We start from the raw sequence: 26981 nt of genomic DNA, 5'->3' as shown, positions 1-26981 counted from the left end.
CAACAGGATGAATCTGGACAAGCCTCACACCCCATGTATCAGAACGACACATGGGTCGCCATGACACATGGTCAAGGTGGGTCAAAACGAGACAGGGGAGGTCAGAAGGACGCGCGCACGGGCAGATATCAGTCCCGTGGTGGCAGCAGATGGGCCAGCTCCCACTCCTTCATGCGCTGATAGACCAGCTCGCGCGTCTCGGTCAGCGAATGCAGTGCCAGCACATCACTGACCAGATTCTGCGCCCCCTCCAGCGATACGCGACGTATCGCAGCGCGCACGCGTGAAAGGTTGGGCGCGTTCATCGACAGCACTCGATAGCCCATGCCCATCAGCAACAGTGCACCGATCGGGTCCCCCGCCAGCTCACCACATACCGACGCAGAGATATTGAGCCGTCGACTTTCGCGTGCGATATGATCCAGCGCCCTGAGCACCGCCGGCTGACAGGCATCATAAAGTCCTGATACGCGAGCATTGTTGCGATCTACCGCCAGCAGATACTGAATCAGATCATTGCTGCCTACCGAGAAGAAATCAACGCGCTCTGCCAGCGCCTCCAGCTGATAAATCACTGCAGGCACCTCCAGCATCACACCCAGCAGCGGTCGCTCTACCTGGACCCCATCGTTACGCAGTTCCTGTATGGCGCGCTCCAGCAGGCGACATACCGTATCGACCTCCTCAACGCTGGTGACCATCGGCAGCAGAATACGCAGGTTATCCAGCCCCTCGGCGGCCCTGAGCATGGCACGCAGCTGTACCATCAGCACTTCAGGGTGATCCAGCGTCACCCGAATGCCACGCCAGCCCAGAAAGGGATTGTCTTCTTCGATGGGAAAATAGGGCAACGACTTGTCACCGCCGATATCGAGCGTGCGCATGACCACCGGCAGCGGTGCAAACCCCTGAAGCTGCTCACGATAGATCCGCGTCTGCTCCTTCTCGCTGGGAAAGCGCTGATGCATCATGAAGGGCACTTCGGTGCGATAGAGCCCCACCCCATCGATTCGCGCAGCAGGCGAGCCGCTCATTTCCACCGCCAGTCCGGTATTGATCATCAACCGGATACGAAACCCGTCACTGGTTTCGCTGGGCAGGGACTGCTCGCTCTCGAGCATCGAGGTGAGGGCTTCCTCCTCCTCGATCATGCTCTCATAGCGCACCAGAAGATCCGGCTGCGGTCGCAGGATCAGGCGTCCACGATAACCATCCACGATCATCGGTGTGCCGGCCAGTCGCGAGATAGGCAGATCACTCATGCCCATCACGGCCGGGATCCCCATGGCCCGTGCCAGTATCGCCACGTGTGAGGTACTCGACCCTCGCAGCGCGACCAGACCCGCCAGCTTTTCCCGCGGAATTTCACCGAGCTGCGCGGCACTGATTTCATCGCCGACCAGAATGGTGCGATCCGGATAAACCGGCGGACGGGCACTGCTGTCCTTTTGCAGATGCGCCAGCACTCGGCGCCCCAGATCACGAATATCCGCAGCACGCTCGCGCAGATAATTATCATCCACACGCTCAAGATAATTGACGTGACGCTGCACGACCCGCGACAACGCGTAGGGTGCCCACTGCCCTTCACGAATGCGCTTTTCAACCTCGTTGCCCAGCGCGGCGTCTCCCAGCATCTGCTGATAGACATCAAACAGCGCCTGCTCCTGCGCCGAGATGCGACTCGCCAGCCGCTCGGCCGCCTGACGAATATCGTGGCGCACGCAGTCGATGGCCTCGCGCAGGCGCACAACCTCGGCTTCGACATCCTCGGGGACTCGCTCGGGAACCGCTTCGAGATTGGCCGATGGCACCACCACAAAGGCTTCACCGATGGTCATGCCCGGGGCGGCAGCGATGCCGTTCAAAAGCGCCTGCGTACTGGGGTCACTCAAGCGCGCCAGCGCACCGGTAGACAGGGCATGCACCAGTACGCCGGCCAGCTGTGCGGCCATGGTGATCAGAAAGGCTTCTTCACCTTCGCCGAACTGGCGTTTTTCACGCTGCTGTACCACCAGAACGCCCAGCACGCGGCGCTGGTGAATAATGGGAACGCCAAGAAAGCTTGAATAGCGCTCTTCGCCGGTTTCGGCAAAGTAGCGAAAATGGGAATGCGACGGGGCCTCCTCAATATTGAGAGGCTCTTCACGCTGACCGACAAGCCCCACCAGACCCTCGCCCGGCTTTAGCGTCACCTGCCCGATCGCCGAGGCGTTCAGGCCAATGGTATCCATCAGGATGAAGCAGTCACGCTCGTCGTCGCGCAGATACACCGAGCAGACATCGGTCTGCATTGCCTTGCGTATGCGCCGCACAATGATCGACAACGCCGCATCCAGACTGCGGGCGCCGTTAACCTCCTGAACGATGCGGCGAAGAATTTCGAGCATGACGTTATATTTTCATCCCTGTGTATCTGCCATGAACAAAGCGCCCGGACATGACGGACGCCTGAACATGCAATGGCCGCTATTGGCCGGCCGCATCCACCGAATTCTCTCCGGGCAAACGCGGCGCCAGCTCTCGCAGGGCGCGCCGGTAGACGTCACGCTTGAAAGACACCACCTGACCCAGAGGATACCAGTAACTGACCCATCGCCAGCCGTCAAACTCGGGCTTGGGCGTGGTATCCACACAAATGCTTGATTCCTGACATCGCATGCGCAACAGGAACCACTTCTGCTTCTGGCCGATGCAAAGCGGGCGCGAATGGGTACGAATCAGTCCCTTTGGCAGTCGATATCTGAGCCAGCCACGCGTACAGGCCAGTATATCAACGTCATCAGGATGCAGGCCGATCTCCTCTTTCAGTTCTCGATACAAGGCGTCATGAGGTGTCTCATCTTCCTTGATACCACCCTGTGGAAATTGCCATGCATTTTGTCCTACCCGTCGTGCCCACAGCACCTGGCCACCGCAGTTGGCAATGATGATGCCAACGTTGGGCCGGAAACCGTCGGGATCGATCACGACTTGCCACCTTTTGAAAATAGATTACAGGCATTCTTCCACAAAGCGCGAAAGCGCATCAATATGCTGCGCAAGGGCAGGCACGTGTTGTTGCGCATATTAAAGCGCAGTCATCTTTGTAATAATGAAACTAAACAAACCGACCCTTGCCTTTGATGGGAGCTTCCCCCTTGACGCTGGCCATTTTCGATCTCGACAACACGCTGCTTGGCGGCGACAGCGATCACGCCTGGAACGATTTTCTGGTCGAACGGGGCATTGTTGATCGTGACCACTTCCGCCGGGAAAACGATCGGTTTCATCGCGCCTACGAGGCCGGCACCCTGGATATTCATGAGTATCTGGCCTTCGCACTTGCGCCACTGACCCGCCACACCATGGCGGAGCTTGATGATCTGCATCGGCATTTCATGGCAGAGCGTATCGAGCCCATCATCCTGGCCCAGGGCGAGGCGCTTCTGGAAACGCATCGCGCACGTGGTGATCAGATTCTGATCATTACGGCCACCAATCGCTTTGTGACAGCCCCCATTGCTCAGCGGCTCGGTGTCGAGCACCTGATCGCCGTGGAGCCTGAAATGGTCGAGAATCGCTATACCGGGCGCGTCACGGGCACCCCCAGTTTCCGCGAAGGCAAGATTACCCGGCTGGAACACTGGCTTGACGAGCACGACATCTCGCTTGAAGGCGCTTTTTTCTACAGCGACTCTCAAAATGATCTGCCGCTGCTGGAGCGGATCGACAATCCGGTAGCCGTCGACCCGGACCCGATACTGGCCGACATTGCCAGAAAGCGTAGCTGGCAAATCATGACCCTGCGGGATCGCGACGAACGACGTGATTCCCTATAATCGACATATCCATCGTGGAGTGTGTCATTTTGACACCCCTGGCAGCACCGGAAGGGAATTCTCATGGGATCTCCCCGCTTGAGGAACGGCCCCCGGTCAGACAATGGAAATGCCGTTTGACCCAGCGTGTCCTGTTTGTCATTCACCCATCTGCGACGATGACGCTTCGGCGTGTAAAGGCCCCGTGTCATGTCGATTGACAGATCAGGACGCAAATCTCGCATCAAACCGAGCGTGAGAAGCCATGGCAGCAACGACGTATGATGTTCTTATCGTGGGTGGCGGCGTATCAGGCACTGCCCTTTTGTATGAACTGGCCCGATATACCGATCTGAAAGCCATCGGTCTGGTCGAGAAATATGACAAGGTTGCCATTGTCAATTCGCATGGTCGCAACAACAGCCAGACCATTCACTGTGGCGATATCGAGACCAACTACACGCTGGAAAAGGCGCGCACGACCAAGCGTACCGCCGGCATGGTGGTCAATTTTGGCACCAAGCTTTCTGCAGAAGAACGCGACAGCATCATCTACCGCTATCCCAAGATGGTACTGGGCGTAGGTGACAAACAGTGTGACTTCCTGCGCAAGCGCTTTGACACCTTTCGCGAACTCTTCCCGGAAATGCGCCTTCTTGAGCGCGATGACATCGCCGCCCAGGAACCCCGGGTGGTAGAAGGTCGCGATCCGGCCGAAAAGATCGTGGCGCTGGGCTCGCCCAACGAATATACGGCCGTCAACTACACCACGCTGTCGGAAGCCTTCGTTAAATATGCTGAGCAGGATGCCGAGAAAAAGGGCATGACCTGCGACCTGCACCTCTCGACGCCGGTGCACAAGATCGAGAAGGAAGGCGATCTTTTCAAGGTCACCACGCCCAACAAGGGGACACTGCAGGCACGCTACGTGGTCGTGGCCGCCGGCGGCCACTCGCTGCTGTTTGCCCATCAGATGGGCTATGGTCTGGACAAGTCCTGTCTGCCGATGGCCGGCTCGTTTTACTTCACGCCCAAGGTGCTCAACGGCAAGGTCTATACCATCCAGAACGAGAATCTGCCGTTTGCAGCCGTACACGGCGACCCCGATGTACTGGTGGACGGCAAGACCCGCTTTGGCCCCACGGCCCTGATGCTGCCGCTGCTCGAGCGCTATAACAGCAAGACCTTCACGGAATTCCTGCGCGTGTTCCGCTTTGATGGCAGCGTGGCGAAGGTCTTCTGGGACCTGCTCAAGGTGCGTGATATTCGCAACTATGTCTTCAAGAACTTCATGTACGAAGTGCCGGTACTGCGCGAGAGACTTTTCTATCAAAGTATCAAGACCATTGTGCCCGGCCTTCGGGTAGAAGATGTCGAGTTTGCCAAGGGCTTTGGCGGCGTGCGCCCGCAGCTGATCGACAAGACCGCCAAAAAACTGGTCATGGGTGAAGCCAAGATCGATCCCGGTACCGGTATCGTATTCAACATGACGCCCTCGCCCGGTGGCACAAGCTGTCTGGGTAATGCCGAAAAGGACATGTACCTGGCGCAGCAGTTCCTTGGCTTCAATATCGACAAGGAAGCGTTCGAGCGTGACCTCCTGATGGGTGAAGTCGAGCTCCGGGGTCTTGATGAAAACCCGCAGATGTCACCCGAAAAGTCATCTCATGGAGAAGACCTCGAAGGCGAGCGGGAAAAGGAAAAGCAGGATAAAAGCGTCGGTCCCGGCGCCTGAATTCACAGGCCAGCGGCTGGCACAAAAAAGGCACCCTTTCGGGTGCCTTTTTTTATGACAAGACTGATATCACCACGGCATCTTCAGGCGGCCGCGTTCAAACGCTGGCGTTTAACCGCACTCAATATCAGGGCAAGCGCCATCAGAGCCAGAACGATAAAACCAACCAGCGTCCAGCCGGGCAGGGAAACGCCCAGAAAACTGCCTTCGATATCGGCGCACTCGCCTGAAGCGCTCAGCACCGTAGCAATCACGCTTTTCAGTGGCAGCACTTCCATCATGTAATCCAGCCCCGGCCCACAGCTGGGGACCTGATCAGCAGGAAGGCTTTGCAACCAGACATGTCGACCGGCCAGAAAGATACCGGTACCGGCACCGATCAACGCCAGCACACCATAGACGCTGCCGCCCCATCCTCTGGGGTTGTGCAGCGCTCCAATGATCAGGGGCACCAGCGCCGCCAGCACGGCAACGCGCTGAAAGGTACACAGCGGGCAGGGCTCAAGCCCGAAGCCATACTGCAACACCAGCGCAAAGGCCAGCATGAAAATACAAAAGGCGCTACCAGCAAGACACCACTGGCGTGCTGACCGGTTCAAAAGATTCGACATGCGTTGCTCCACCAATTTACGTTATTACTTCGTTATGAGGCGCCAGTATTGACCTTCAATTGGCGCGCATGTTCGAAATAACGCTGCATAAAGGTCGAGAAATCAACGTCGTCATTCTCTTCCGTTTCGCGCTGCTGTTGATGGGAGGTTTCCACCAGTTGATCCAGCAGCGTGTCACGCGCCGGATCCATGGATGTGTCTGCAAACCATTGTGCATGCTCACGCGCACGTGCCAGTGACCAGCTCACGAAGTCATCGCCACTGTCCTGCATCTGCTGATACATGCGACCGGCCGGCGTCTTCTCGGGATGATGAATCAGGGCGCGCAGCTCGCTCAGGGCCTTTTGATGAGGTGTGGCGTCATCATTACTGTCCATCAGCTCGGCAATGGGTGCCATGGCATCAAAAATCTCTTCCAGACACTCATGCAGCGGGCGATCACCGCTGGCGAAGGAGAGCATCAGCGAGGCATCGCGACCACCACGCACCACCTGGGCGCGGTTATCATCAAGGCGATCACACTCCTGATCATCGATCCAGGGACTGGGCGAGAGCAGACACCAGACCAGGAACGTGTCGATAAAGTGAATCTGCTGCTCATCGATGCCCAGTGGCGTGAACGGATTGAGATCCAGACAGCGTACTTCGATATATTCGACGCCGCGCGACTCCATGGCCTGGGTCGGCGTTTCATCATGGCGCGCCACACGCTTGGGGCGAATATCGCTGTAATACTCGTTTTCAATCTGCAGCATGTTGGCATTGAGCTGGCGCCATTCGCCCTCTCTCTCAACGCCCTCACGCTCATAATCGGGCCACGGCGTGACAATGGCATGGCGCAGGGTGCCGATATAGTTTTCAAGCGAGTTGAAACAGATCCTCAGCTGTGACTGCACCTTGTTCTGGTAGCCCAGATCGCTCATGCGAAGCGTAGAGGCGGTATCCGAGATCAGGGTCTGACGACCATGAGGCAGCAGCCCGGCATCACGCCCGTCAAGGAAACTGCGATCCACCGCAGGCGATGCGCCGAACAGATACATCAGTACCCAGCTATTGCGACGGAAGTTACGGATCAGATCAAAATAGGCGCGCGAACGAAATGCCTGTGCCGACACCGCCTGCTGGCCGTCAATTTCCTGTAGATGCGTCCAGAGCTCATCGGGCAGCGAAAAGTTGTAATGGATACCGGCAATCGACTGCATGATGCGCCCGTAGCGCATATCCAGACCGTTGCGATAGACCCGCTTCATGGTACCCACATTGGAGTTGCCGTAATCGGCAATCGGAATGCTGTCGTTGCCATCGAGTTCGGCCGGCATGCTGGCCGGCCAGATCAGTTCCTGCCCCAGGTAGCGATAGCTGTAACGATGAAGATCGCCCAGAAAGGCGAGCGCATCCGAGGGCCGGGAAAAGACCGGCGTGATGTACTCCAGAAGTGATTCCGAGTAATCGGTCGTGATATAGGGGTGGGTCAGCTTCGAGCCCAGAGCATGCGGATGAGGCGTTGAAACGATACGCCCCTGCGAATCCACGCGCAGCCCTTCCTTTTCAATGCCCCGGCGAATGCGGCCAAAAAGGCCCTGCTGCGCCGGTGCGCTCAATCCATCGATGCGGCGAGTGAATTGCTCGGACAAGGTTGAACACCTTCTCTTGCGGGAGCCCGCGCGCATGCCGGCAGGTTGCCGAGGCAGGGCTCCGGAACTGTTTTCGTCGACCAGCGCCTGCTGATATTACGTCAGTCAGGCGCTGGCATCTGCCAATAGTATGCTCATTATGAAGCGCCACCCTGGCCTTTCAAGCGCCAAAGTGTGCATGCTAACGAGTTTATCATCTCAGCGCTTGCGATCCTGTGGCTTGCCGGCGCCCGCCTTGAGCAGCGCCGCGCCCAGCGCGCCGACCGGCTCCTGCGTAGAAGCCGTCTCCCTGTGACGCGTCTGAGGTTTGCCACGTCCGCGGCGCCCCGCGCTGTCATCCCTGCTGCCCTGCTCGTTGTCCGGCGTATCATCAAGACGCATGGACAACGCAATACGCTGACGCGCCTGATCCACGTTCATGACCTTGACCCTGACCACATCGCCGGCCTTGACCACCGAGCGCGGATCCTGCACGAACTGATGCGACAGCGCCGAAATATGTACCAGACCATCCTGATGAACGCCGACATCTACAAAGGCACCAAAGTGGGTGACGTTGGTAATCACGCCTTCCAGCACCATGCCGGCGACCAGATCGCTGACCTTCTCGACGCCTTCCTGAAACTGCGCGGCGCGAAATTCAGGCCGTGGGTCACGACCGGGCTTTTGCAGCTCCTTTAAAAGATCGCTCACCGTCGGCAGTCCGAAGCGCTCATCGACATAATCTGCGGCGCGAACGCTGCGCAGGAAATCACTGTCACCGATCAGCGCCTTCAGATTCCGACGACTGGCCTGAGCAATGCGCTCTGCCAGCGGATAGGCCTCGGGGTGGACCGCCGAGGCGTCCAGCGGATTGCTGCCACCGTTGATGCGCAGAAAACCCGCGCACTGCTCGAAGGTCTTCGGCCCCAGCCTTGCGACCTCAAGAATCTGGCGGCGATTGTCAAAGGCACCATGGCTGTCCCGCCAGGCCACAATGTTATCGGCCAGCGTATTATTAAGCCCCGACACCCGCGCCAGCAGCGCCGAAGAGGCCGTATTGAGATCCACCCCCACAGCGTTAACGCAGTCCTCGACCACGGCGTCCAGCGAGCGGGCCAGCATCAATTGCGAGACATCATGCTGGTACTGCCCCACCCCGATGGATTTGGGATCGATCTTGACCAGCTCCGCCAGCGGATCCTGCAGGCGGCGGGCAATCGATACCGCACCGCGAATGGTGACATCCAGCTCCGGCAGCTCGCGCGAGGCAAACTCGGAGGCGGAATAGACCGAGGCGCCCGCCTCGCTCACCATGACCTTCGCAATATCCCGTCCCTTGAGCCGGTCCAGCAGATCAGCGGCCAGCCGGTCGGTTTCGCGACTGGCAGTGCCGTTACCGATGGCCACCAGCCCGACATCGTGTTTTTTACACAGCGCCGTCAGCGTCTCCAGCGAGGCTTCCCACTGGTTGCGCGGCGCATGGGGATAGATGGCCGTGTGATCGACCACCTTGCCGGTGGCATCCACCACCGCCACCTTGACGCCGGTGCGAAGCCCCGGATCGAGCCCTAGTGTCGCACGCGATCCGGCCGGTGCCGCCAGCAGCAGGTCCTTCAGGTTATCGGCAAAAACGCTGATGGCTGTAGCCTCGGCCTGCTCGCGCAGCTGCCCCAGAAGCTCGGTTTCCAGATGCGTGTAGAGCTTGACTCGCCAGGTCCAGCGCACCACTTCCTTTAACCAGCGATCGGCGGGACGTGCGTGGTCACTGATGCCAAACTCCCGCGCGATCTCAACCTCACACGGATGCACGCTCGCCTCGTCTTCATCGGGCAGTTTGAGCGCCAGCCCCAGCACGCCTTCCTGACGGCCACGAAACATGGCAAGCGCTCGATGCGACGGCGTCTTGATGAGCTTTTCGCGATGATCAAAGTAATCCGAAAACTTGGCGCCGCTGCTCTCCTGACCGGCCAGCACCGTGGCGACCAGCTCGGCCTCCTGCCAGAGCCGCTCACGCAGTCGGCCGACCAGCGCAGGTGATTCGGCAAAGCGCTCCATCAGAATCTGTCTGGCCCCATCCAGTGCGGTGCGGGCATCTGCAATGCCGTGCTCGTCGTTGAAGTACTCGGCGGCCAGCTGTTCAGGCACCAGCGAAGGATCGTTCAGGAGGGCGTCGGCCAGCGGTTCGAGCCCCGCCTCGCGAGCGATCTGCGCCTTGGTACGGCGCTTTTTACGATAGGGCAGATAAAGATCTTCCAGCCGCTGCTTGGTATCGGCGGCCAGGATACTGGCGCGCAGCGCATCGTCGAGCTTGCCCTGCTCTTCAATTGACGCCAGTACCGTCGTGCGGCGCTCATCGAGCTCGCGCAGGTAGCGCAGGCGGGTTTCGAGAAGGCGCAGCTGGCTGTCATCCAGACCGCCGGTAGCCTCCTTTCGATAGCGTGAGATGAACGGCACGGTGGCCCCTTCATCCAGCAGGGCGATGGTGGCCTCGATCTGGGCAGGACGAACGGCAGTGGCACCGGCAGCATCACCAAGCTCTGCTGCCAGACGCTCTGCCATCGAAGAAATCTGTGTCATGAAAACGCATTCCCTTCCAAACAGGGCGCCAGGGTATCACAAACCTTGCGCCGACGGGACAACGCCTGAAGCGAGCAGGCAGCCATAAAAAATGGCGACAGCCCGAGGACTGTCGCCATGATGGTCTGCGCGCTGGCGCAGGCACTGCCAGGATCGATACATCTTATGCCTGAATCAGGCTCGGTCCGGCGCGGGTAATGGCCTCATCAACACCTTCGAAACGACTGAAGTTATTGATGAATTTATCAATCAGGAGACTGGCCTGCTCTTCAAAGGCCGCTTCATCCTGCCAGGCCTTGCGTGGGTCAAGCAGCGTCGACTCTACCCCTTTCACGGCCACTGGCACCGACAGGTTGAGCCCGGGCAGCGTGACCGTCTCGACGTCCTTCAGGTCGCCGCCTTGAATGGCAGTGATGATGGCGCGTGTGGTGGGAATACTGAAGCGCTTGCCGCTCTGCCCGTAGGCACCGCCGGTCCAGCCGGTGTTGACCAGATAGACACGCGAACCAAACGCTTCGATGCGCTTGATCAAAAGCTCGGCGTACTCATGGGCAGGACGCGGAAAGAACGGCGCGCCAAAACAGGTCGAAAAGGTCGCCTCCAGCGCACTGCTGGCGCCGATTTCGGTCGACCCGACCCGGGCGGTATAGCCGGAGAGAAAGTGATAGGCCGCCGCTTCGCGCGACAGGATCGACACCGGCGGCAGCACGCCGCTCATGTCGCAGGTCAAAAAGACAATGGCACTCGGCTCACCGCCACGATTATCCGGTACGCGCTTGTCGACATGCTCCAGCGGATAGGCCGCTCGGGCATTCTGGGTCAGCGAGGCATCGTCGTATACCGGCTGTCGCGACGCATCGAGCACGACGTTTTCAAGCACGGTCGGAAAGCGAATGGCCCGATAGATGATGGGCTCATTTTTTTCGCTCAGATCCACGGTCTTGGCGTAACAGCCACCTTCAAGATTGAAAACGGTACCCTCGCCCCAGCCATGCTCATCATCACCGATGAGATAGCGCGACGGGTCAGCGGAAAGCGTGGTCTTGCCGGTGCCGGAAAGACCGAAAAAGAGTGTTGTCTCACCATTGTCGCCAACGTTGGCGCTACAGTGCATGGGCAGCACGTCCTTTTCCGGCAACAGGAAGTTCTGCACTGTAAACATCGCCTTTTTCATTTCTCCGGCGTAATGCATGCCGGCGATCAACACCCGACGACGGGCAAAATTGATGATGACCGTGCCATCGGAGTGGGTGTGATCACGCTCGGGCTGACAGACAAATTCCGGTGCACTCATGATCTGCCACTCGCGCTTGTCACGCGGATTGAAAGGCTGCGGACGGACAAAGAGATTGCGTGCAAAAAGCGTGTGCCAGGCATACTGGGCCATGACACGAATCGGCAGGTAGTGCTCGGGATCGGCGCCCACGTGCAACTCGGTTTCAAAGGCACGCTTGTCGGCCAGAAACTCTTCGACCCGCTCCCAGAGCGCATCAAAATGCTCAAGGGAAAAGGGTCGGTTGACGCTACCCCAGTCGATCTCGTGACTGGTGGAAGGCTCATCGACGATATAGCGGTCAACAGGAGACCGGCCGGTACGACGCCCGGTTTCCGCCACCAGCGCCCCATTGGCTGCAAGTCTTGCTTCACCGCGCAGGATGGCATGCTCCACCAGCTCGGCGGCACTTGCGTTGATACGGGGCGTGCTCATATTCGTTGTCATGTCTATCCCGGGCATAAGCCGTTCTCTCTCGTTAAGCGCATGGACACTTATCATGTGTCTCTGGCGTTATATTCCCGTATCAGCACGGCGCGCCCTGCATGAGGCGGCACCAGGCGATCGGGAAAGCGTATTATGATCAAAAACGCTTCCGGCAGAGAATGTATCACGATGGCATTAAACGAACAGGCACAACGCGCTACTCCAGTAGAAAAGGCATAGCGCGCAGGTCCAGGGATCAGAAGCGGTCAGTGCAGCGTGGGAGACGGGGCGTCCGGTGATTCAATTAGTGCCTCGATATCGGCGGCGCTGAAAGTGTAATCCGTGTTACAAAAATGACAGGTGGTACTCAGCTCGCCCTGCTCTTCCACCACCGAGCGCAGCTCGTCCGGCCCCAGTTGATGCAGGGCACTGGCAAAGCGCTCACGCGAGCAGGTGCAGCCAAAGCCGATGGGGTCCGGCTCGAACACGCGAATCTGCTCTTCGTGGAACAGACGCGTCAGAATCTCGCGCGCCGGCAGCTCCAGCAACTCTTCGGACTTGAGGGTATCGGCCAGCATGTTGAGGCGCGGCCAGGCATCGGTGTCCTTGAGACTGGCATCTTCCGGCAGGGTCTGGAGCATGAGCCCTGCCGCATGAGTCTTCGAGGCAGAAAGCCACAGACGGCTGGGCAGCTGCTCGGAGCGCTCGAAGTAGCTCTCAAGGCACTGCGCCAGCGTCTCGGATTCCAGCGCGACAATGCCCTGGTAGCGCTGACCGTCACGCGGATCAAGCGTCATGACAATGTGTCCGTCGCCGACCAGCTCCTGAAGCGTTGCCCCCTCATCGGGCAGCGGCTGATCCTCGGCAAGGCGTGCAATGGCACGCAGACGCTGGCCATTGTCGTCATGGCCCGGATTGGACTCCGCCATCAGAAGGCTGACCGGACCGTTGCCCTTGACCTCAAGGGTCAACACGCCATCAAGCTTGATGGTGGCTGTCAGAAGCGCCACGGCCGCCAGCATTTCACTGAGCTGACGATTGACGACCTCGGGATAGCCGTGACGATTGATGATGTCCAGACAGGTGTCGTCGGCCTTGACCAGCTCACCGCGAACATTGGTGTCATCAAAGATAAAGCGTTGAATATGATCCATGGGTCACTCGATAAGGAGAAGGGGTAATCGGCGCGGCAGCCATGACAGGAATCCGCTTGTCCGTGCCTGCCACCGGGGCTACGAGTCGTCGTGCTGATGACGCTGGAAATGCTGGATATCGCGACGATCCCTGCGATCCGGACGCCCCTTCGGAGGCTGCATGCTCTTGTCCAGACGACGAATCTCGGCTTCGCGAGTGCGACGCTCGATACTCCCCGGTGTTTCACGATACAGCGTCTGGGCTTCGGCTGCGCCACGGCGCTTGTCACTGACGGCGATGATCTCTACTTCAACGCGATCCCATCCCTGAGGCAATACGAGCAGCGCCCCGGGTTCTACAATCTTGCTGACCTTGGTGCGCGCGCCATTGTAGTGAACCTTGCCACCATCGATGGCCTTCTGCGCCAGCCCGCGGGTCTTGAAAAACCGGGCAGCCCAGAGCCATTTATCGAGTCGAACCTGTTCGCTCATGCCATGTCTCCACGCCGTTTCTGGATGCCAATATGGGGGCAAAAGTCATGCTCTCAAGCCCCTGGCATTGCGGGACAGGGCAGATGCTCCTGGCCCTGCAATGCGATAATCTGTGAAGCACGTATCGAGATTTGCCGTATCCGTCGTTCCCGTTTTTTGAAGCATCCGGAGGTAAAGACATGTCCCCATCAGGAAAGCCCGAAATCGGGCGGCGCCGCCGTATCGCCCAGAGCCGGCTTTTTGCTGTCGAAGCCCTGGAGCTTGAATTTTCCAATGGTGAACAGCGCACCTTTGAGCGTCTGACCAGTCAGGGCAACGGGGCCGGCGCCGTGATGATCGTGGCGATGCCTGACCCGGATCATGTCCTGTTGATCCAGGAGTATGCAGCCGGTATCGAGGACTATGCCTTGACCCTGCCCAAGGGGGTGATTGATCCGGGCGAAGACATCGTGACGGCAGCCAATCGGGAGCTTCGTGAAGAGTGCGGTTATGGTGCCCATGCTATCGAGCCATTGACCGAACTGACGCTGGCCCCCAATTACATGACCCATCGCATTCATGTGGTCATGGCCACACAGCTTTACGAAGAGCGCCTGCCCGGCGACGAACCCGAGCCGTTGATCGTTGAAAAACATCCCATCGAGGATATTACTGCTCTGCTGGCACGCGGCGACTTTCATGAAGGACGTGCCATCGCAGCGCTGTTTATTGCCCGGGAACGCCTGCGTGAGCGACAGGAAAAACCCGATCCCATGTTCTGGTAAACCAGCCCTTGAAATGTAGCGGCCCTGCCAGTTATCAATAACATGCACATTTCACTAACATGAAGGGCCCGGCAGCCAGGCTGCCGGGCCCTTCATTATATCGTGCTCAACGCGGGTATAGCGTCAAGCAAGGATCAGTGAGACGGGCTGGCACCATGCTCGGTCGTGTCACCGTCATTGATGGGGTCGGTGGATTCCATCTGAGCAGAATGGCCCTGCCGTCCTGTCATGGTCTCATCAGCATTCCGGGTACCGGGGCTATCCATTGAGCTGCTGCTGGACTCACTCATGCCATCCATATCATTCATTTGCGCCGAACCACCATTGCCGCCCTGCCCGGTGGGCGTGGTCTGGGAACTGGTCGCACTGTTATCCATGGTGCTAGAGGATTCATTGGCAGCCGCGCCGGTCATTTCCTGACCATCACTGGATGCACCACTTTGTGTGGCTTCGGTCGAAGCCATGGCAGACATGGCAGGCAACACAAGCGCGGCACAAAAAACGCTGGCGATCAATTTCTTCATGGGGACTTCCTCCTGGGGCTCTGATTTTCATTCCGGTGCGCCAGGCACAATCACGCCTCGCCGCCGGGGACACAGATACTTCCTGCAATGAGCATCAAGCAGTATTGCAGTCTGCCTTCCATGGCAAGCGAGGCAGTCACGGTGGCATCTTCTCCATAACACCACTGCGTAAGTAATCCTGAAATTAGGATACAAAAGGCACGCCGTCAAAGTACTGTACAAAAACAAGTAAAGCTTGGGTAAAGAATTAGACTGTTTTCTGCTGGCTGAATGAAAAAGGAATCGCTGTCTTGTATTCGCCCCTGTCCTCAATACTCTTGCTGCGCAAAAGGCTGGTTTTACAGAATCACTCTCAGTTTTCAGAAAACCTCAGAATCCCTTAATAAAACGGCCCAACAAGATTGTTATTGTGCGCGTTCATGGTGTTTTCACCGCATTGGACGGGACAGGATGCTTTCCTACTACATCAGACAGAAGCGCAAGTTAAAGTCATTGGCGCTTTCCAGCTATCTCCATGGTGTAAACCTTGCCTGCAAAAGGCAGCATTCCAGCGGTGATGGTCATCTCATTGTATCGTTGACCACTTACCTGCCGCGGATACGCGATGTCTACCTGACCATCGAATCCATCCTTTTACAACGCGCCAGAAATTTTGAAATTCATCTTTATATTTCAGAAAAGGATATGGCGACGCTCGGGCAACTGCCTGCAACATTGCAACGACAGATCGCTCGTGGCGTAAAGGTTATTACTACCACTGAAGACTATCGCTCCTACGACAAGCTGGTTCACGTCCTCAAGGCAGCGCCCAATGCGACCATCGTGACTGCCGATGACGATGTAATCTATCCACGCGACTGGCTTGAACGCCTGCTCGAAGGTGCCAGAAAGCATCCTGACTGTATTATCTGCCATCGTGGGCATCTGCTCAGGGAATCGAACCCCGGGTCGGGCAGGATCTGCTATCAGAGTTCCCGATCCGGTATACAGCCCCCCGTTGATCGTCCTCTTTTGAGCCTCATGCCAACCGGCAACGGAGGCGTTCTCTATCCGCCCAATTCACTGGACCCCATGGCTGCTGACCACACGGCCTTCCAGACACTGGCGCCCAATGCTGATGACATCTGGTTCAAGATGGCTTCCCTGAAACAGGGAACAAGATGCTTTCGGGTCAATCCCCATAACATCAATTTTCTTTCCACGCGAGCAGCCCATTGCCAACCCCTGCACAAGAAAAACGTAAAAGGTGATGGCAATAATCAGCAGTTTTCCAATTGTCTGGCCAGCTATCCGGATTTGATGGCAAAGCTTCTTGCGCCATAAGCAGGTAACATGACGCCATCAGATACTGAACACATTCCCGGATTCGTTGGCTTCACTTCATGAAACAGCGCGTTTTACTGATCGTTCGAAAACTCAACATCGGTGGCATTCAACGCGTCACCATCAACCTTGCCAATGTCCTTCACCGTGCCGGTCATGATGTGCACGTGCTGGTGCTCAAGGGTGGCGATGAATTACTGCCCGACCCCGGGGTCACGCTTCATTACGAGGACTTTGACAAGGCCTTTCGCCGTACAGGAGGCGGGCTGGCCTATGACCTGGCGACTCGTGCCCTGCTCAAGCCCCTGCTGCCGGGTTCCGGCTTTCTCTGGCGAGGATATTACGGCGGTCGTTACCTCAAGCGATTCATCACGCGACTTGAAAACGAATATGGCCCGATTGACCGCATTATCATGCGTGGCCAGGGCGCCTTTGAAACCGTCTGGTCCTGGCAGGATCCACGCCTGTGGCAGGTGACCGTGTCCTGGCCGGGCGATCATGGCGGCAGGCTCAAGGGCATGTACCTGCGTCGTCTTTATGAAGGCAAACGCGTGGTTTGCAATACACCCAACGTGCGTGAGCAGCTGGAAAGTCAACTGAGCCATCATCATATATCGCCTTCGCACTGGGCCACGATTGGCAACCCGTGTGATATAGAAGCCATCAGTGCCATGGCAGATGAGACACCTGACGATCTGCCCGTCAGACCCTATGTGGTGCATGTCTGCAGGCTGTCACGGGTCAAGCGTCAGGACTTTTTGATCCATGCCTATTTAAAGGCGGATATTGAAGAGGATCTTGTCATCGTGGGCGATGGCCCCATGCGTGAGAGTGTCGAGCGTCTGGTCGATGAACTGGGCGTCCGGGACCGTGTTCATCTCGTTGGCAGCCGCACCAATCCCTACCCGTGGATGAAGCATGCACGCCTTTTTGTACTGAGCTCGATGAGCGAGGCATTCGGTATCGTACTGGCAGAAAGCATGATCTGTGGCACGCCCTGCGTCGCCGTGGATGCGCCAGGCGGCATTCGCAACGTTCTGATCAATGATCAGCGCCGATTGATTGTCGAAAACACGATCGAAGGGCTGGCCGAAGGCATTCGAGAAGGCCTCAGGCATCCACCGGCACTGGAGAAGGATCCCGAACTGATCGAGCGCTTTCGTGATACACGCATCATGCAACAGTTTCTTGAGCTGCCCACGACGTAGAATACGAGCGCTCTGCCTGCCCTGATCCTCAGGGCGAGCATGGTAAACTTTCGCATACGCAGATTATCGGTTCGGTTCATGTCGTCACGCCACTGTCACACCTCCCCTGCCTCTCGGGATGAGAATGCTTTTGCCGGTCTGGACAGCGATCGTCTTCGCTGGCCCAGACGTCGTGTCAGATTTCAGGAGTGGCTGAAACTCACTTTTCGACAACAGGTGGGCATTCCTTTTGAAGAATTCTGGTTCCAGCGCTGGCTGAAAGGCCAGCCTGGCGGTGCCCGCCTTGAAGAGATGGGGCTGCCTCGGCGCTCCATCGAAAAGCGCCTGGGTGATCAGCTGATCGTGCATATCAACCCCCGGGACATGATCCGTGACGTCAACTTCAAGGGCGTCGGCGGCGTTCGCCCATCCACGTCTGCCTTTATCTGGGATGGCGAGTGGGATGACAGTCGCGGTGATCTGCGTCGTGGCTCGCGCTATGAATTCATCACCGATCTGGATGAGCATCGCCATGATCTCACCCTCACACAGCGCTTTCAGGAGCATGCCGCACGCTTGAGAGCCGGCACTCCATGGGCATCACCGCATGAAGGCATTCTGCTCGATAGCGAGGCAAAGATTCTTGCCTACCTGAACATCTATCTGGATTTTCTGGATGACATGGCCCGACACGGCTTTGATGCCGACCGCGGCAAGGACGCGCTTGGCGTCGTGGTCACGCGTGAAGGCCATCTGCTCAAGATCAACCGCGGCCTGCATCGTCTGGCGATGGCACAGCGTGTGGGACTACCGTCGATACCGGTTGTTGTACGCGCCGTACATCGGCAATGGTGGGACAGGGTGACTGCGGGCACGACCGGACAGGAAGCCCTGGACCAATTGGCACAGGCCCTCAAGACCTGCACCCCCGAAATGCGCCCGGGGCGGCTGGACCCGGGCACCGAGCAGGGCCCGATCCAATGGCCACGCCCTCGAGTTGCGTCTTCTTCTGATACCCGAGTGACATAAAGCCCTCCTGTTTTCCCCTGCAAGGCTCTACGCTGAAAGCGCCCCCTCAAAGGAGCCTTTTATGCATCACTTTTATAACCGTCCGGAAGCGCTGGTCAGCGAACTGCTGGAAGGGCTGGCCATGTCAGCCAACGTTACCCTCTCCGATCATCGGGATGCGCGCATTGTCATGCGCTCGGACTGGCAGCCTGATCGGGAAGGCCGACAGCAGGTCGCCCTGATATCGGGCGGTGGCTCGGGACATGAACCGGCACACGCGGGCTTTGTCGGCCAGGGCATGCTGACCGCAGCCGTGGCAGGCGACGTTTTCGCCTCCCCGGGCGTAGAGGCCATTCTGGCCGGCATTCGTGCCTGCTGCGGAGAAGCCGGCTGTCTTTTGATCATCAAGAACTATACCGGCGACCGGCTCAATTTCGGCCTTGCCGCCGAGCGTGCCCGCGAGGAAGGCTTTCGCGTGGCAACGGTGATCGTGGCCGATGATGTCGCCCTGCCGGACGCGCCGCAGCCGCGCGGGCTGGCCGGCACCCTGCTGGTCCACAAGATGGCCGGCTATCGCGCCGAGCGGGGCGATGATCTCGATACCGTCCATCAGGCAGCCATCGACATGGCGGCACAGGTGCGCTCCATGGGCATGGCGCTTTCAAGCGCCACCCTTCCCGGACAGGAGGCTTCCTCGCGAAAGACACCCGAGCTGGGGCTGGGCATCCATAATGAGCCCGGTGTGCGTCAGGTCACGCCTGAAAGTGCCGATGACGCCGTTGACCAGGTGCTCAAGGCGCTGGGCCGCCCCGATAACGGTCCCTGGGTGGTGCTGATCAACAACCTGGGCGGCTGTGCGCCGCAGGAGATGCAGATTCTCACGCGTGCCTGCCTTGAACGCCTCGGTCGTGACAATGTAGCGCTGATGACGGGCCCGGCGCCCCTGATGACCTCGCTGGACATGCATGGATTTTCCATCACGCTGGCGCCGGCGGATGAGGCAACGCTGGAGGCGCTGAAGGCGCCGGTTCAGGCGCCCCACTGGCCGACCCCGCAGACCGTGCACGATATCAAGACCTTCTCGCCGCGCTTCAGTCAGCAGCCGCCGGCGGGCGAAGGCCAATATGACAACGCGCGCAGTCAATTGATCACACGCCTGGCCACCACCCTGCGCGACAGTGAAAAGGCGCTGGACGAACTTGATGCGAAAGTCGGCGATGGCGATGCCGGTGCTACGGTCGCCGCAGGTGCTCGCGCGGTATTGAAGGCGCTGGATGAGAATCAGCTTTCCACCGGAGAGAATGCGCGCCTGGCCAGTGAGCTGGGCCACCTGTTTGCCACCGCCATGGGCGGCTCCAGCGGCGTACTGCTGTCGATTCTGATGACCAGTGCTGCGCAGCAACTTGAGGACGTCGCCGACTGGCCCTCGGCTCTGCAGGCCGGCGTTGAGCGCATGCAGCATTATGGCGGCGCGCAGCAGGGTGACCGTACCATGCTGGACGCGTTGATACCGGCCATCGAAGCAATGGCCGCCGGTCAGGACCTTGAAGCAGCGGCTCGCGCTGCACGCTCGGGGGCTGACAAGACAGCCACACTGCGCAAGGCCAGCGCCGGACGTTCTTCTCTGGTGCCCGAACAGGCACTCGACGGTGTTGTGGACCCGGGCGCCGAAGCCGTTGCCCGTCTTTTTGAGGCTCTGGCAGGCGACGACGATTCACGCTGAAACGACAGCGGCTCACGCTGAAACACGCAATCGAAACCAAAAAAAAGCCGCCCCACCGGGCGGCTTTTACTTTCAAGCGAGCGATCAGCCAAACACCACCTTTGCCACATCCTGATAGGTGCGAGCAAAGTTCACCGTCATGCCCTCCTTTAGATAATCCGGCAGCTCGTCAAAGTCGCGCTGGTTGGCGTGCGGCAGGATCAGCTCAAAGATGGCACTGCGTCGAGCGGCAATAACCTTTTCACGAATGCCACCTACCGGCAGCACCTGCCCGGTCAGCGTGATCTCCCCTGTCATGGCCAGCGGCCGGTCAATATCCTGCCCGCGGGCCAGCGACAGCAGCGCTGTGGTCATGGTCACGCCTGCCGAGGGGCCATCCTTGGGCGTGGCACCTTCCGGTACGTGCAGATGAATGAAGGCCTGATCAAAGTAGCCGGGCTGCGCGCCAAACTCCTGTAGATGTCCGAGCACGAAGCTGTAGGCCAGATTGGCGGACTCCTGCATGACGTCCCCCAGCTTGCCGGTCAGCTTGATCCCGCGCTGCAGTCCGTGCACCCGCGTCGCCTCAATGGGCAGGGTGGCACCACCCATGGCCGTCCAGGCAAGGCCGGTCACTACGCCGACGCCCTTGAGCACTTTCTCCTTGCGGAAAATCGGCGCTCCCAGAAACTCTTCAAGGTTGTTGACCGAGACCTTGACCGTTTCGAGCTCTTCTTCCAGCAATTTGACGGCGGATTTTCGCACAATGCGATGCAGCTGTTTTTCAAGCTGACGAACGCCGGACTCACGGGCATAGCCATCAATGACATGCTTGAGCGCCGCATCGGTCAGGTTGATGCGCTTTTTGGGGATGCGGTCACGCTCCAGCAGCCTGGGCCAGAGGTGATGTTTGGCAATCGCCACCTTTTCCTCGGCGATGTAGCCGGCCAGTCGAATCTGCTCCATGCGGTCCAGCAGCGGTCCGGGAATCGTATCGAGCTGGTTGGCCGTACAGACAAACAGCACCTTGGAAAGGTCCATGCGCACGTCGAGATAGTGATCGAGAAAATCGACGTTCTGTTCCGGATCCAGCACCTCCAGCAGTGCCGAGGCCGGATCACCCTGAAAGGACTGTCCCAGCTTGTCGATCTCATCGAGCATGATGACCGGGTTTTCGACGTCGACTTCCTTCATCGCCTGCACCAGCTTGCCGGGCATGGCGCCAATGTAGGTACGACGGTGGCCCTTGATTTCGGCCTCATCGCGCATGCCGCCGACCGAGAAGCGGTAGAACTTGCGGCCCAGCGCTTCGGCAATCGAGCGGCCGACCGAGGTCTTGCCCACCCCGGGCGGGCCCACCAGCAGCAGAATCGAGCCACCGACATCACCTTTGAAGGCGCCCTCGGCAAGGAACTCGATGATGCGGCTTTTGACGTCCTGCAGGCCATCATGATCGCGATCAAGTACGTGACGTGCGCGCGGCAGATCAAGCTGATCCTCGGAGGTGATGCCCCAGGGCAGTGCCGTCAGCCAGTCAAGATAGTTGCGCGTGGTGCCATACTCGGGGGAGCCGGTCTCCAGTACGGACAGCTTGCCCAGCTCGTCATCAATACGGGCCTGGACGCGCTCGGGCACCACCTTGCCTTCCAGCCGCTCGCGGAAGGTATCCACGTCGTTTTCCCGATCGTCCTTGGAAATCCCCAGCTCCTTCTGGATGACCTTGAGCTGCTCGCGCAGGAAGAACTCGCGCTGACGCTCCTGCATCTGCGCGTTGACCTGCTCGGAGATCTCGCTTTGCAGCTGCGCGACCTCGATCTCCTTGCGCAGCAGGGGCAGCACCACCTGCATGCGCTCCAGTACCGGCAGGGTCTCCAGTACCGATTGAAGCTCCGGCCCCCGCGCCGAAGTAATGGCCGCGGCAAAATCGGTCAGCGGCCCGGGCTCATTGGGACTGAAACGATTGAGATAGTGCTTGAGCTCCTCTCCGTAAAGCGGGTTGATGGGCAAAAGCTCCTTGATGCCATTGATAATGGCCATCGCATAGGCGCGCGTCTCATCACTTTCCTTTTCGACGGGCTCTCTGGGATAGTGGACCTCGACGAGATAGGGGGGCTCCTGCGACAACCAGCGGGTAATCTTGAAACGACGAAGCCCCTGGGCGATGAACTGCAGCTGCTCCTGGTTGTTTTCGGCGCGATGTACCCGTACGGCAGTGCCATAGACCGGGAATTCTTCCGGAGATGGGTCGGCACCGGTATCACCGATGAAGGTCAGCCCCACAATATGATGCGATGTATTGCCGACCTGCTCGAGCGTGTCACTCCAGCGCTTTTTATTGAGTACCAGCGGCTGAACCTGTGCCGGAAAAAAGGGGCGATTGTGCACTGGCAGCAGATAAAGCCTTTCGGGCAGATATTCACTGGCCGGTACCACGGCCTGCGTCATGGCACTGCCGTTATCATCACCGGGTTCGATGGTGTAGTCGGACTGATCTTCTTCGCTCATGGGCTACCCTGCTCTCCCGTATCGGAACCGTTCGCCGGATGCGATGCCTGAACGACAGCACATGCCTGACGTTACCTGTTGTTTCTGGCAATGCGGGCACCGGACAGCGTTATCAAGTCCGGCATCACGTTAAAACCGTTAACGGACCAAAACGACAGCGGCTGCCAAAGGCAGCCGCGTGATACATTCGAATGAGTCTGTCTCTTGACCGAAAGCCTAGTTCAATAAAAACCAGGGCTCATCATTGATCAGAAAAACGCCTTTTCGAATGGACAGATCCAGCGTGTCCTGTTCCGGCGATTGACCGGCCACCAGTGCCAGAAGCGGTGGCGTATTGTGCAGCGTGAACTGGCCATCAAGGCGACGCTTGAAGGCTGCTCGTCCCCAGGACGTTCTGAGCCGCTCGATGCGGGCTGCTTCAATATCGGTGCCATCCAGTGTCAGCTCACCATCCAGATGCATCTGTTGATCCAGCATCGGACTTTCCAGCTGCAGGCTATTGACCACCAGCTGAGGCGAGTCGGTCAGCACGGCAAAAAACTCCTCCTCCCATGGCGCGATCAGCGCGCCAATATCCTGCACGCCAGCAACTTCATCCGCCGGCATGGGCGTTTGAAGCGCTGTCTGCTCACGGCCCCGCTGCCAGCGCCGCTCGATATCCTGCCCAACGGTCTGCAGCAGTGCGCGAGCGGCCTGCTCATTGATACGTCTGATGACAGCGTCAAGGGAAGCACTGCCCAGCTGCTGCTCGGAGAACGCCGCGTTACCCAAATGCGCCTTTAATCGATAGCTGAGCTCCTGGCGTTCATGGTGGGTACTGCCCTCGACATCCAGATCACTCAACGTCAGGGGCAGTCCACCCTGTCTTTGCAGCATGGCCTGGCTGACGGTCAGTGTATCCAGCCGTCCGGGCCGACCATCTGACGACGTCTCCGTCTGCGCCTCAGTCTCGGCATCATCAGTCGGAAACAGCATCGACCAGTGTGTATCGCCAAGGTGCATCTGACGCAGTGGACTTTTCTGATCCAGCCCTGACCACTGCCCTTCAAGGTGCAGCCCCTGCGCATTATCGACAAGCTTCACACGGGCGCCGGAAAGACGAAGCGTCATGCCCTGGTCCTGATAATGCAGGTTGTCAGGAAGCGTGGCATTGAGGATCAGATCACTTTTCAGATGTCCGATGCGCGCGTTGAAATTGATTTTGCCACCGTCGGACAGCTGGCTGGCCAGCAAGGCGGTGCCAGAGCGGGTTTCGATATCGGCACCGCCTGTAAAGCGGGTACGCAGGATGCCGTAAGCGACGCGCCAGTCGATGATGGCAGCAGGTACGACAGCATCACTGTCGGTCATGATGATCCTGAGCGTCCCGCGAGAGGAAAAAAAGCCGTCATCGTCAATGGTATTGATGGCGCGGATACCCGACAGCGCATTGATGTCAGCCACCTGCTCGGCCATGCGTGACTGCACCTGATGACGACTCCAGGCCAGCATGCCCAGCCAGAGCACCAGCGCCAACACGGCAAGTCCCATCAATCCTGTTGCCACTTTCCTTTTCATCAACGCTCCCCGGGGGTCAACACGGCAGGCCGGACCAGTACGAGTAGAACCTGCGCCGATGGCGCCTACAGTACCGACATTCGTGATTCACATGACATTAATGTAGCCAAAGCCATACATGCATCACACTCCAGGCGTAGATACCGGCCAGAATGTCATCCGCCATGATGCCAAATCCCCCTGCCACACGCCGGTCCACCGTGCGTACCGGCCAGGGCTTGATGACATCAAAGACCCGGAAAATGACAAAGCCCCACAGGGCTGACTGCCAGGAGAAGGGCACGGCAGCCATGGTCAGCCAGTAGCCGACAAACTCGTCCCAGACGATACCCGAATGATCATGCACCCCCAGATCCTTCGAGGTGCGATCACACAGATAGATCCCGATGATGGTAGCCACACCCAGTACCGCCAGGTAAATCCCCAGCGGCAATGTCGACATCAACCAGTAAAAGGGAATGGCGGCCAGGGTACCGAAGGTCCCCGGGGCAAAGGGTGCCGCCCCACTGCCAAGCCCAAAGGCCAGAAAGTGTACGGGGCGGCGCCAGACGCTTGCAGGTGCACGGTTCATGGTGTTGCTCCCGTACTCGGCTCACTGGCATGAAAATGCTGCCAGCCACGCCCGGTGGACACGACACCTGTAATACCGGGCTCGCTGGTGATCTGACCAATCACATGAAGCGTGCCACCCAGCGTCTCGAGCGTCTGGCGAACGGCATCTTCATGCTTCGGCGCCAGTGACAGCAACAGCTCGTAGTCATCGCCGCCGTTGAGCGCGGCCTCCAGTGCGTCCTGCGCACCCAGTGAAGCTACCAGCGCCTGATCCACCGGAATGGACGAGGCCTCAAGGCGCGCACCGACGCCTGAGCGATCACACAGATGCCCAAGATCTGCCAGCAGCCCATCAGAGATATCAAGACCGGCCGATACCATCTGACGGATTGCCATTCCTTCGCTGGTACGCGGCGTCGGCCGCAGATAGGCCGCCACCAGCGGATGGTGCTCATCACGCTCGCCATCAAACCAGGCACGCAGGCCACCGTGCGCGCTGCCCAGCGTGCCTGTCACGGCCAGAAGATCGCCGGGCCTGGCCCCATGGCGGGTAATGGCCTCATCATCGGGCACATCACCATGCACGGTAATGGTGATGGAGAGCTCCCGGCCGCGGGTAATGTCACCGCCCACCAGGGCAATATCATGCTCGCGTGCCAGACCATAGAGCCCGCACGCAAAGCCCTCAAGCCACTGCGCGTCAACATCGGGCAGCGTCAGCGCCAGCACGAACCAGCGCGGTCTGGCGCCCATGGCCGCCAGATCGCTGAGATTGACCGCCAGCGCCCGATGACCGATGGCTTCAGCAGAGGCGTCGCGCGGAAAATGCACGTCGGCCAGCGACGTGTCCACGCTGACGGCCAGGCGGGTGCCAGGCGCAGGTGCCAGCAGCGCGCAGTCATCGCCCTGCCCCAGCACGACGCCGGCACGGGCCTGATGTGGCGAGACATGATCCGAGCTGCAGGCGTGCTCAACGTCCTGCATGAAATAACGCCTGATGAGTTCAAACTCGCCAGGAGTGGCTGCATCGCTCATCGCCCGGTCATCTCCCTGACATGTGAAGGAAAGTGCTGATCAATGAGGACCAACAGGCACAGGCCATGATCGTAATGGACCATGATCAGTCACGGCGCCTGCGCGCCTGAACCTCAACGTCACGCAGCTTTCTGGCCAGGCGATCAAGAATGGAATTGATATATTTATGTCCATCCGTGGCGCCAAATGAACGAGCCAGCTCAATGCCTTCATTGATGACCGAGATGTAGGGCACCTCCGGACGGTGCGCCAGCTCATAGGCGCCAAGACGCAGAATGGAAAGCTCGATACGATCAAGCTCATCAAGCTTTCGATCCAGAGAAGGCGCGATCAGGTTATCCATCTCGCCACAGTGTCTGGCGACGCCGTGAAGGAGCTGATGAAACAGCCCCAGATCCGCAATCTTCATGACCTGAACCCAGTCTTCATGCGGTTCCAGATCATCATCAGCAGTCTGGGCACGAAACTCGGCCTCAAGCTGGGCAATCGAGGTGCCCGTGATTTCCCACTGATACAGCGCCTGCACCGTCAGCTCGCGTGCTGCCCTTCGGGCCTGCTGCTGCTTTGAAGGGGCACGTTTTTGCTGGGTCACGCCACACCTCCATGATCGGCATCATCGCCGTCATTACCGCCGAGCTGACGCAGCAGGGAAACCATTTCCATGGCGGCCATTGCCGCTTCGAAGCCCTTGTTGCCGGCCTTGGTGCCGGCACGCTCGATGGCCTGCTCGATCGAGTTGACCGTCAGGACACCGTTGGCAATGGGGGTGTCAAAATCAAGCTGCAGACGGTTGAGCGCTGCATTGCACTGGCCTGCCACATGTTCAAAATGCGGTGTACCGCCGCGAATGACCGCGCCCAGCGCAATGATGGCATCCGGCTGAATTCGGGTCAGCGCACGCTTGACGGCCAGCGGCAGTTCCCAGGCGCCGGGCACATGAAGAATGTCGATATTGCCATCGTCAACGCCATGACGGACCAGCGCGTCCACGGCGCCCTCTACCAGAGAGTCGACCACGTGATGGTTGAAGCGCCCGACCACGATGACGTAGCGGCCATCGATCTCGTTGAAACGCCCTTCCAGTTGTGCAATCGGTTGCATGTCATGAAATCCTGTTATCTCTGATAAAACGCATCATTGCGTGATGTAAGCCATTGGGGC

The 26981-nt window shown here is 58.8% G+C and carries 22 protein-coding genes; 7 read left to right on the top strand and 15 right to left on the bottom strand.

The genetic code is table 11. From position 1 onward, the window contains the following. Positions 1-128 precede the first annotated feature (128 nt). Both ptsP and IE123_RS12640 read right to left on the bottom strand, forming a co-directional pair. Complete coding sequence (gene ptsP, locus IE123_RS12645) at positions 129-2390, bottom strand: phosphoenolpyruvate--protein phosphotransferase (RefSeq protein WP_189518730.1); 2262 nt, start codon at positions 2388-2390, stop codon at positions 129-131. 79 nt (positions 2391-2469) lie between these two features. Continuing rightward, complete coding sequence (locus IE123_RS12640; RefSeq protein WP_189518728.1) at positions 2470-2970, bottom strand: RNA pyrophosphohydrolase; 501 nt, start codon at positions 2968-2970, stop codon at positions 2470-2472. Positions 2971-3140: 170 nt separating this feature from the next. On the opposite strand from IE123_RS12640, the gene IE123_RS12635 reads away from it, so the two are divergent. Both IE123_RS12635 and IE123_RS12630 read left to right on the top strand, forming a co-directional pair. Beyond that, on the top strand, positions 3141-3821 hold the full coding sequence (locus IE123_RS12635) for a histidinol-phosphatase (RefSeq protein ID WP_189518726.1): 681 nt from the start codon (positions 3141-3143) through the stop codon (positions 3819-3821). 244 nt (positions 3822-4065) lie between these two features. Further along, positions 4066-5535, top strand: coding sequence for an FAD-dependent oxidoreductase (locus IE123_RS12630; protein ID WP_189518724.1), 1470 nt, complete (start codon positions 4066-4068; stop codon positions 5533-5535). Positions 5536-5618: 83 nt separating this feature from the next. Here IE123_RS12630 and IE123_RS12625 read toward each other — a convergent pair whose 3' ends face one another. The 6 genes from IE123_RS12625 to IE123_RS12600 all read right to left on the bottom strand — a co-directional run bounded on the left by IE123_RS12625 (position 5619) and on the right by IE123_RS12600 (position 13663). After that, positions 5619-6146 (bottom strand): disulfide bond formation protein B, encoded by a 528-nt coding sequence (locus IE123_RS12625; RefSeq protein WP_189518722.1) that lies wholly within the window; start codon positions 6144-6146, stop codon positions 5619-5621. Positions 6147-6178: 32 nt separating this feature from the next. Continuing rightward, the gene (gene gshA, locus IE123_RS12620; protein ID WP_189518719.1) at positions 6179-7816 is read right to left on the bottom strand and encodes a glutamate--cysteine ligase; all 1638 of its coding nucleotides are present in this window, start codon (positions 7814-7816) and stop codon (positions 6179-6181) included. A gap of 162 nt (positions 7817-7978) precedes the next feature. Further along, positions 7979-10339: a Tex family protein gene (locus IE123_RS12615; protein ID WP_189518718.1), complete on the bottom strand. Its 2361-nt coding sequence runs from the start codon at positions 10337-10339 to the stop codon at positions 7979-7981. Between the two features lie 163 nt (positions 10340-10502). Further along, entirely contained in the window at positions 10503-12059 is a 1557-nt protein-coding gene (locus IE123_RS12610; RefSeq protein ID WP_189518716.1) for a phosphoenolpyruvate carboxykinase, read from the bottom strand. Positions 12060-12304: 245 nt separating this feature from the next. Then, on the bottom strand, positions 12305-13192 hold the full coding sequence (gene hslO / locus IE123_RS12605) for an Hsp33 family molecular chaperone HslO (RefSeq protein ID WP_189518714.1): 888 nt from the start codon (positions 13190-13192) through the stop codon (positions 12305-12307). Between the two features lie 78 nt (positions 13193-13270). After that, positions 13271-13663, bottom strand: coding sequence for an RNA-binding S4 domain-containing protein (locus IE123_RS12600; protein WP_189518712.1), 393 nt, complete (start codon positions 13661-13663; stop codon positions 13271-13273). Positions 13664-13842: 179 nt separating this feature from the next. Between IE123_RS12600 and nudE the strand changes: the two genes are divergently transcribed. Then, entirely contained in the window at positions 13843-14427 is a 585-nt protein-coding gene (gene nudE, locus IE123_RS12595; protein ID WP_189518710.1) for an ADP compounds hydrolase NudE, read from the top strand. A gap of 134 nt (positions 14428-14561) precedes the next feature. Here the strand turns inward: nudE and IE123_RS12590 are convergent, their stop codons facing one another. Continuing rightward, entirely contained in the window at positions 14562-14951 is a 390-nt protein-coding gene (locus IE123_RS12590) for a hypothetical protein (RefSeq protein ID WP_189518708.1), read from the bottom strand. Between the two features lie 450 nt (positions 14952-15401). On the opposite strand from IE123_RS12590, the gene IE123_RS12585 reads away from it, so the two are divergent. The 4 genes from IE123_RS12585 to IE123_RS12570 all read left to right on the top strand — a co-directional run bounded on the left by IE123_RS12585 (position 15402) and on the right by IE123_RS12570 (position 20192). Then, positions 15402-16274 (top strand): glycosyltransferase, encoded by an 873-nt coding sequence (locus tag IE123_RS12585; protein WP_189518706.1) that lies wholly within the window; start codon positions 15402-15404, stop codon positions 16272-16274. Positions 16275-16333: 59 nt separating this feature from the next. Then, positions 16334-17482 carry a glycosyltransferase gene (locus tag IE123_RS12580; RefSeq protein ID WP_189518704.1) on the top strand — a complete coding sequence of 383 codons (1149 nt, stop codon included), beginning with the start codon at positions 16334-16336 and terminating at the stop codon, positions 17480-17482. A 78-nt stretch (positions 17483-17560) separates the two neighbouring features. Further along, positions 17561-18490 (top strand): hypothetical protein, encoded by a 930-nt coding sequence (locus tag IE123_RS12575; protein ID WP_229819749.1) that lies wholly within the window; start codon positions 17561-17563, stop codon positions 18488-18490. A 61-nt stretch (positions 18491-18551) separates the two neighbouring features. Beyond that, entirely contained in the window at positions 18552-20192 is a 1641-nt protein-coding gene (locus tag IE123_RS12570) for a dihydroxyacetone kinase subunit DhaK (RefSeq protein ID WP_189518702.1), read from the top strand. An 84-nt stretch (positions 20193-20276) separates the two neighbouring features. Here IE123_RS12570 and lon read toward each other — a convergent pair whose 3' ends face one another. The 6 genes from lon to ribH all read right to left on the bottom strand — a co-directional run bounded on the left by lon (position 20277) and on the right by ribH (position 26921). Next, positions 20277-22616 carry an endopeptidase La gene (gene lon / locus IE123_RS12565; protein WP_229819770.1) on the bottom strand — a complete coding sequence of 780 codons (2340 nt, stop codon included), beginning with the start codon at positions 22614-22616 and terminating at the stop codon, positions 20277-20279. Between the two features lie 276 nt (positions 22617-22892). Then, the gene (locus IE123_RS12560) at positions 22893-24233 is read right to left on the bottom strand and encodes a DUF945 family protein (RefSeq protein ID WP_189518698.1); all 1341 of its coding nucleotides are present in this window, start codon (positions 24231-24233) and stop codon (positions 22893-22895) included. A gap of 97 nt (positions 24234-24330) precedes the next feature. Further along, positions 24331-24804 (bottom strand): phosphatidylglycerophosphatase A family protein, encoded by a 474-nt coding sequence (locus IE123_RS12555; RefSeq protein ID WP_189518696.1) that lies wholly within the window; start codon positions 24802-24804, stop codon positions 24331-24333. Next, positions 24801-25820, bottom strand: a complete 1020-nt coding sequence (gene thiL / locus IE123_RS12550) for a thiamine-phosphate kinase (RefSeq protein ID WP_189518694.1) — start codon at positions 25818-25820, stop codon at positions 24801-24803. Before thiL ends, IE123_RS12555 begins: the two co-directional genes overlap by 4 nt. 85 nt (positions 25821-25905) lie before the next feature. After that, positions 25906-26412 (bottom strand): transcription antitermination factor NusB, encoded by a 507-nt coding sequence (nusB, locus tag IE123_RS12545; protein WP_189518692.1) that lies wholly within the window; start codon positions 26410-26412, stop codon positions 25906-25908. Continuing rightward, positions 26409-26921: a 6,7-dimethyl-8-ribityllumazine synthase gene (gene ribH, locus IE123_RS12540; RefSeq protein WP_189518690.1), complete on the bottom strand. Its 513-nt coding sequence runs from the start codon at positions 26919-26921 to the stop codon at positions 26409-26411. Before ribH ends, nusB begins: the two co-directional genes overlap by 4 nt. Between the last annotated feature and the right edge of the window lie 60 nt (positions 26922-26981).

Source organism: Kushneria pakistanensis (assembly GCF_014652795.1).
Taxonomy (GTDB): Bacteria; Pseudomonadota; Gammaproteobacteria; order Pseudomonadales; family Halomonadaceae; genus Kushneria; species Kushneria pakistanensis.
This window is presented reverse-complemented; position numbering and strand designations above follow the sequence as displayed.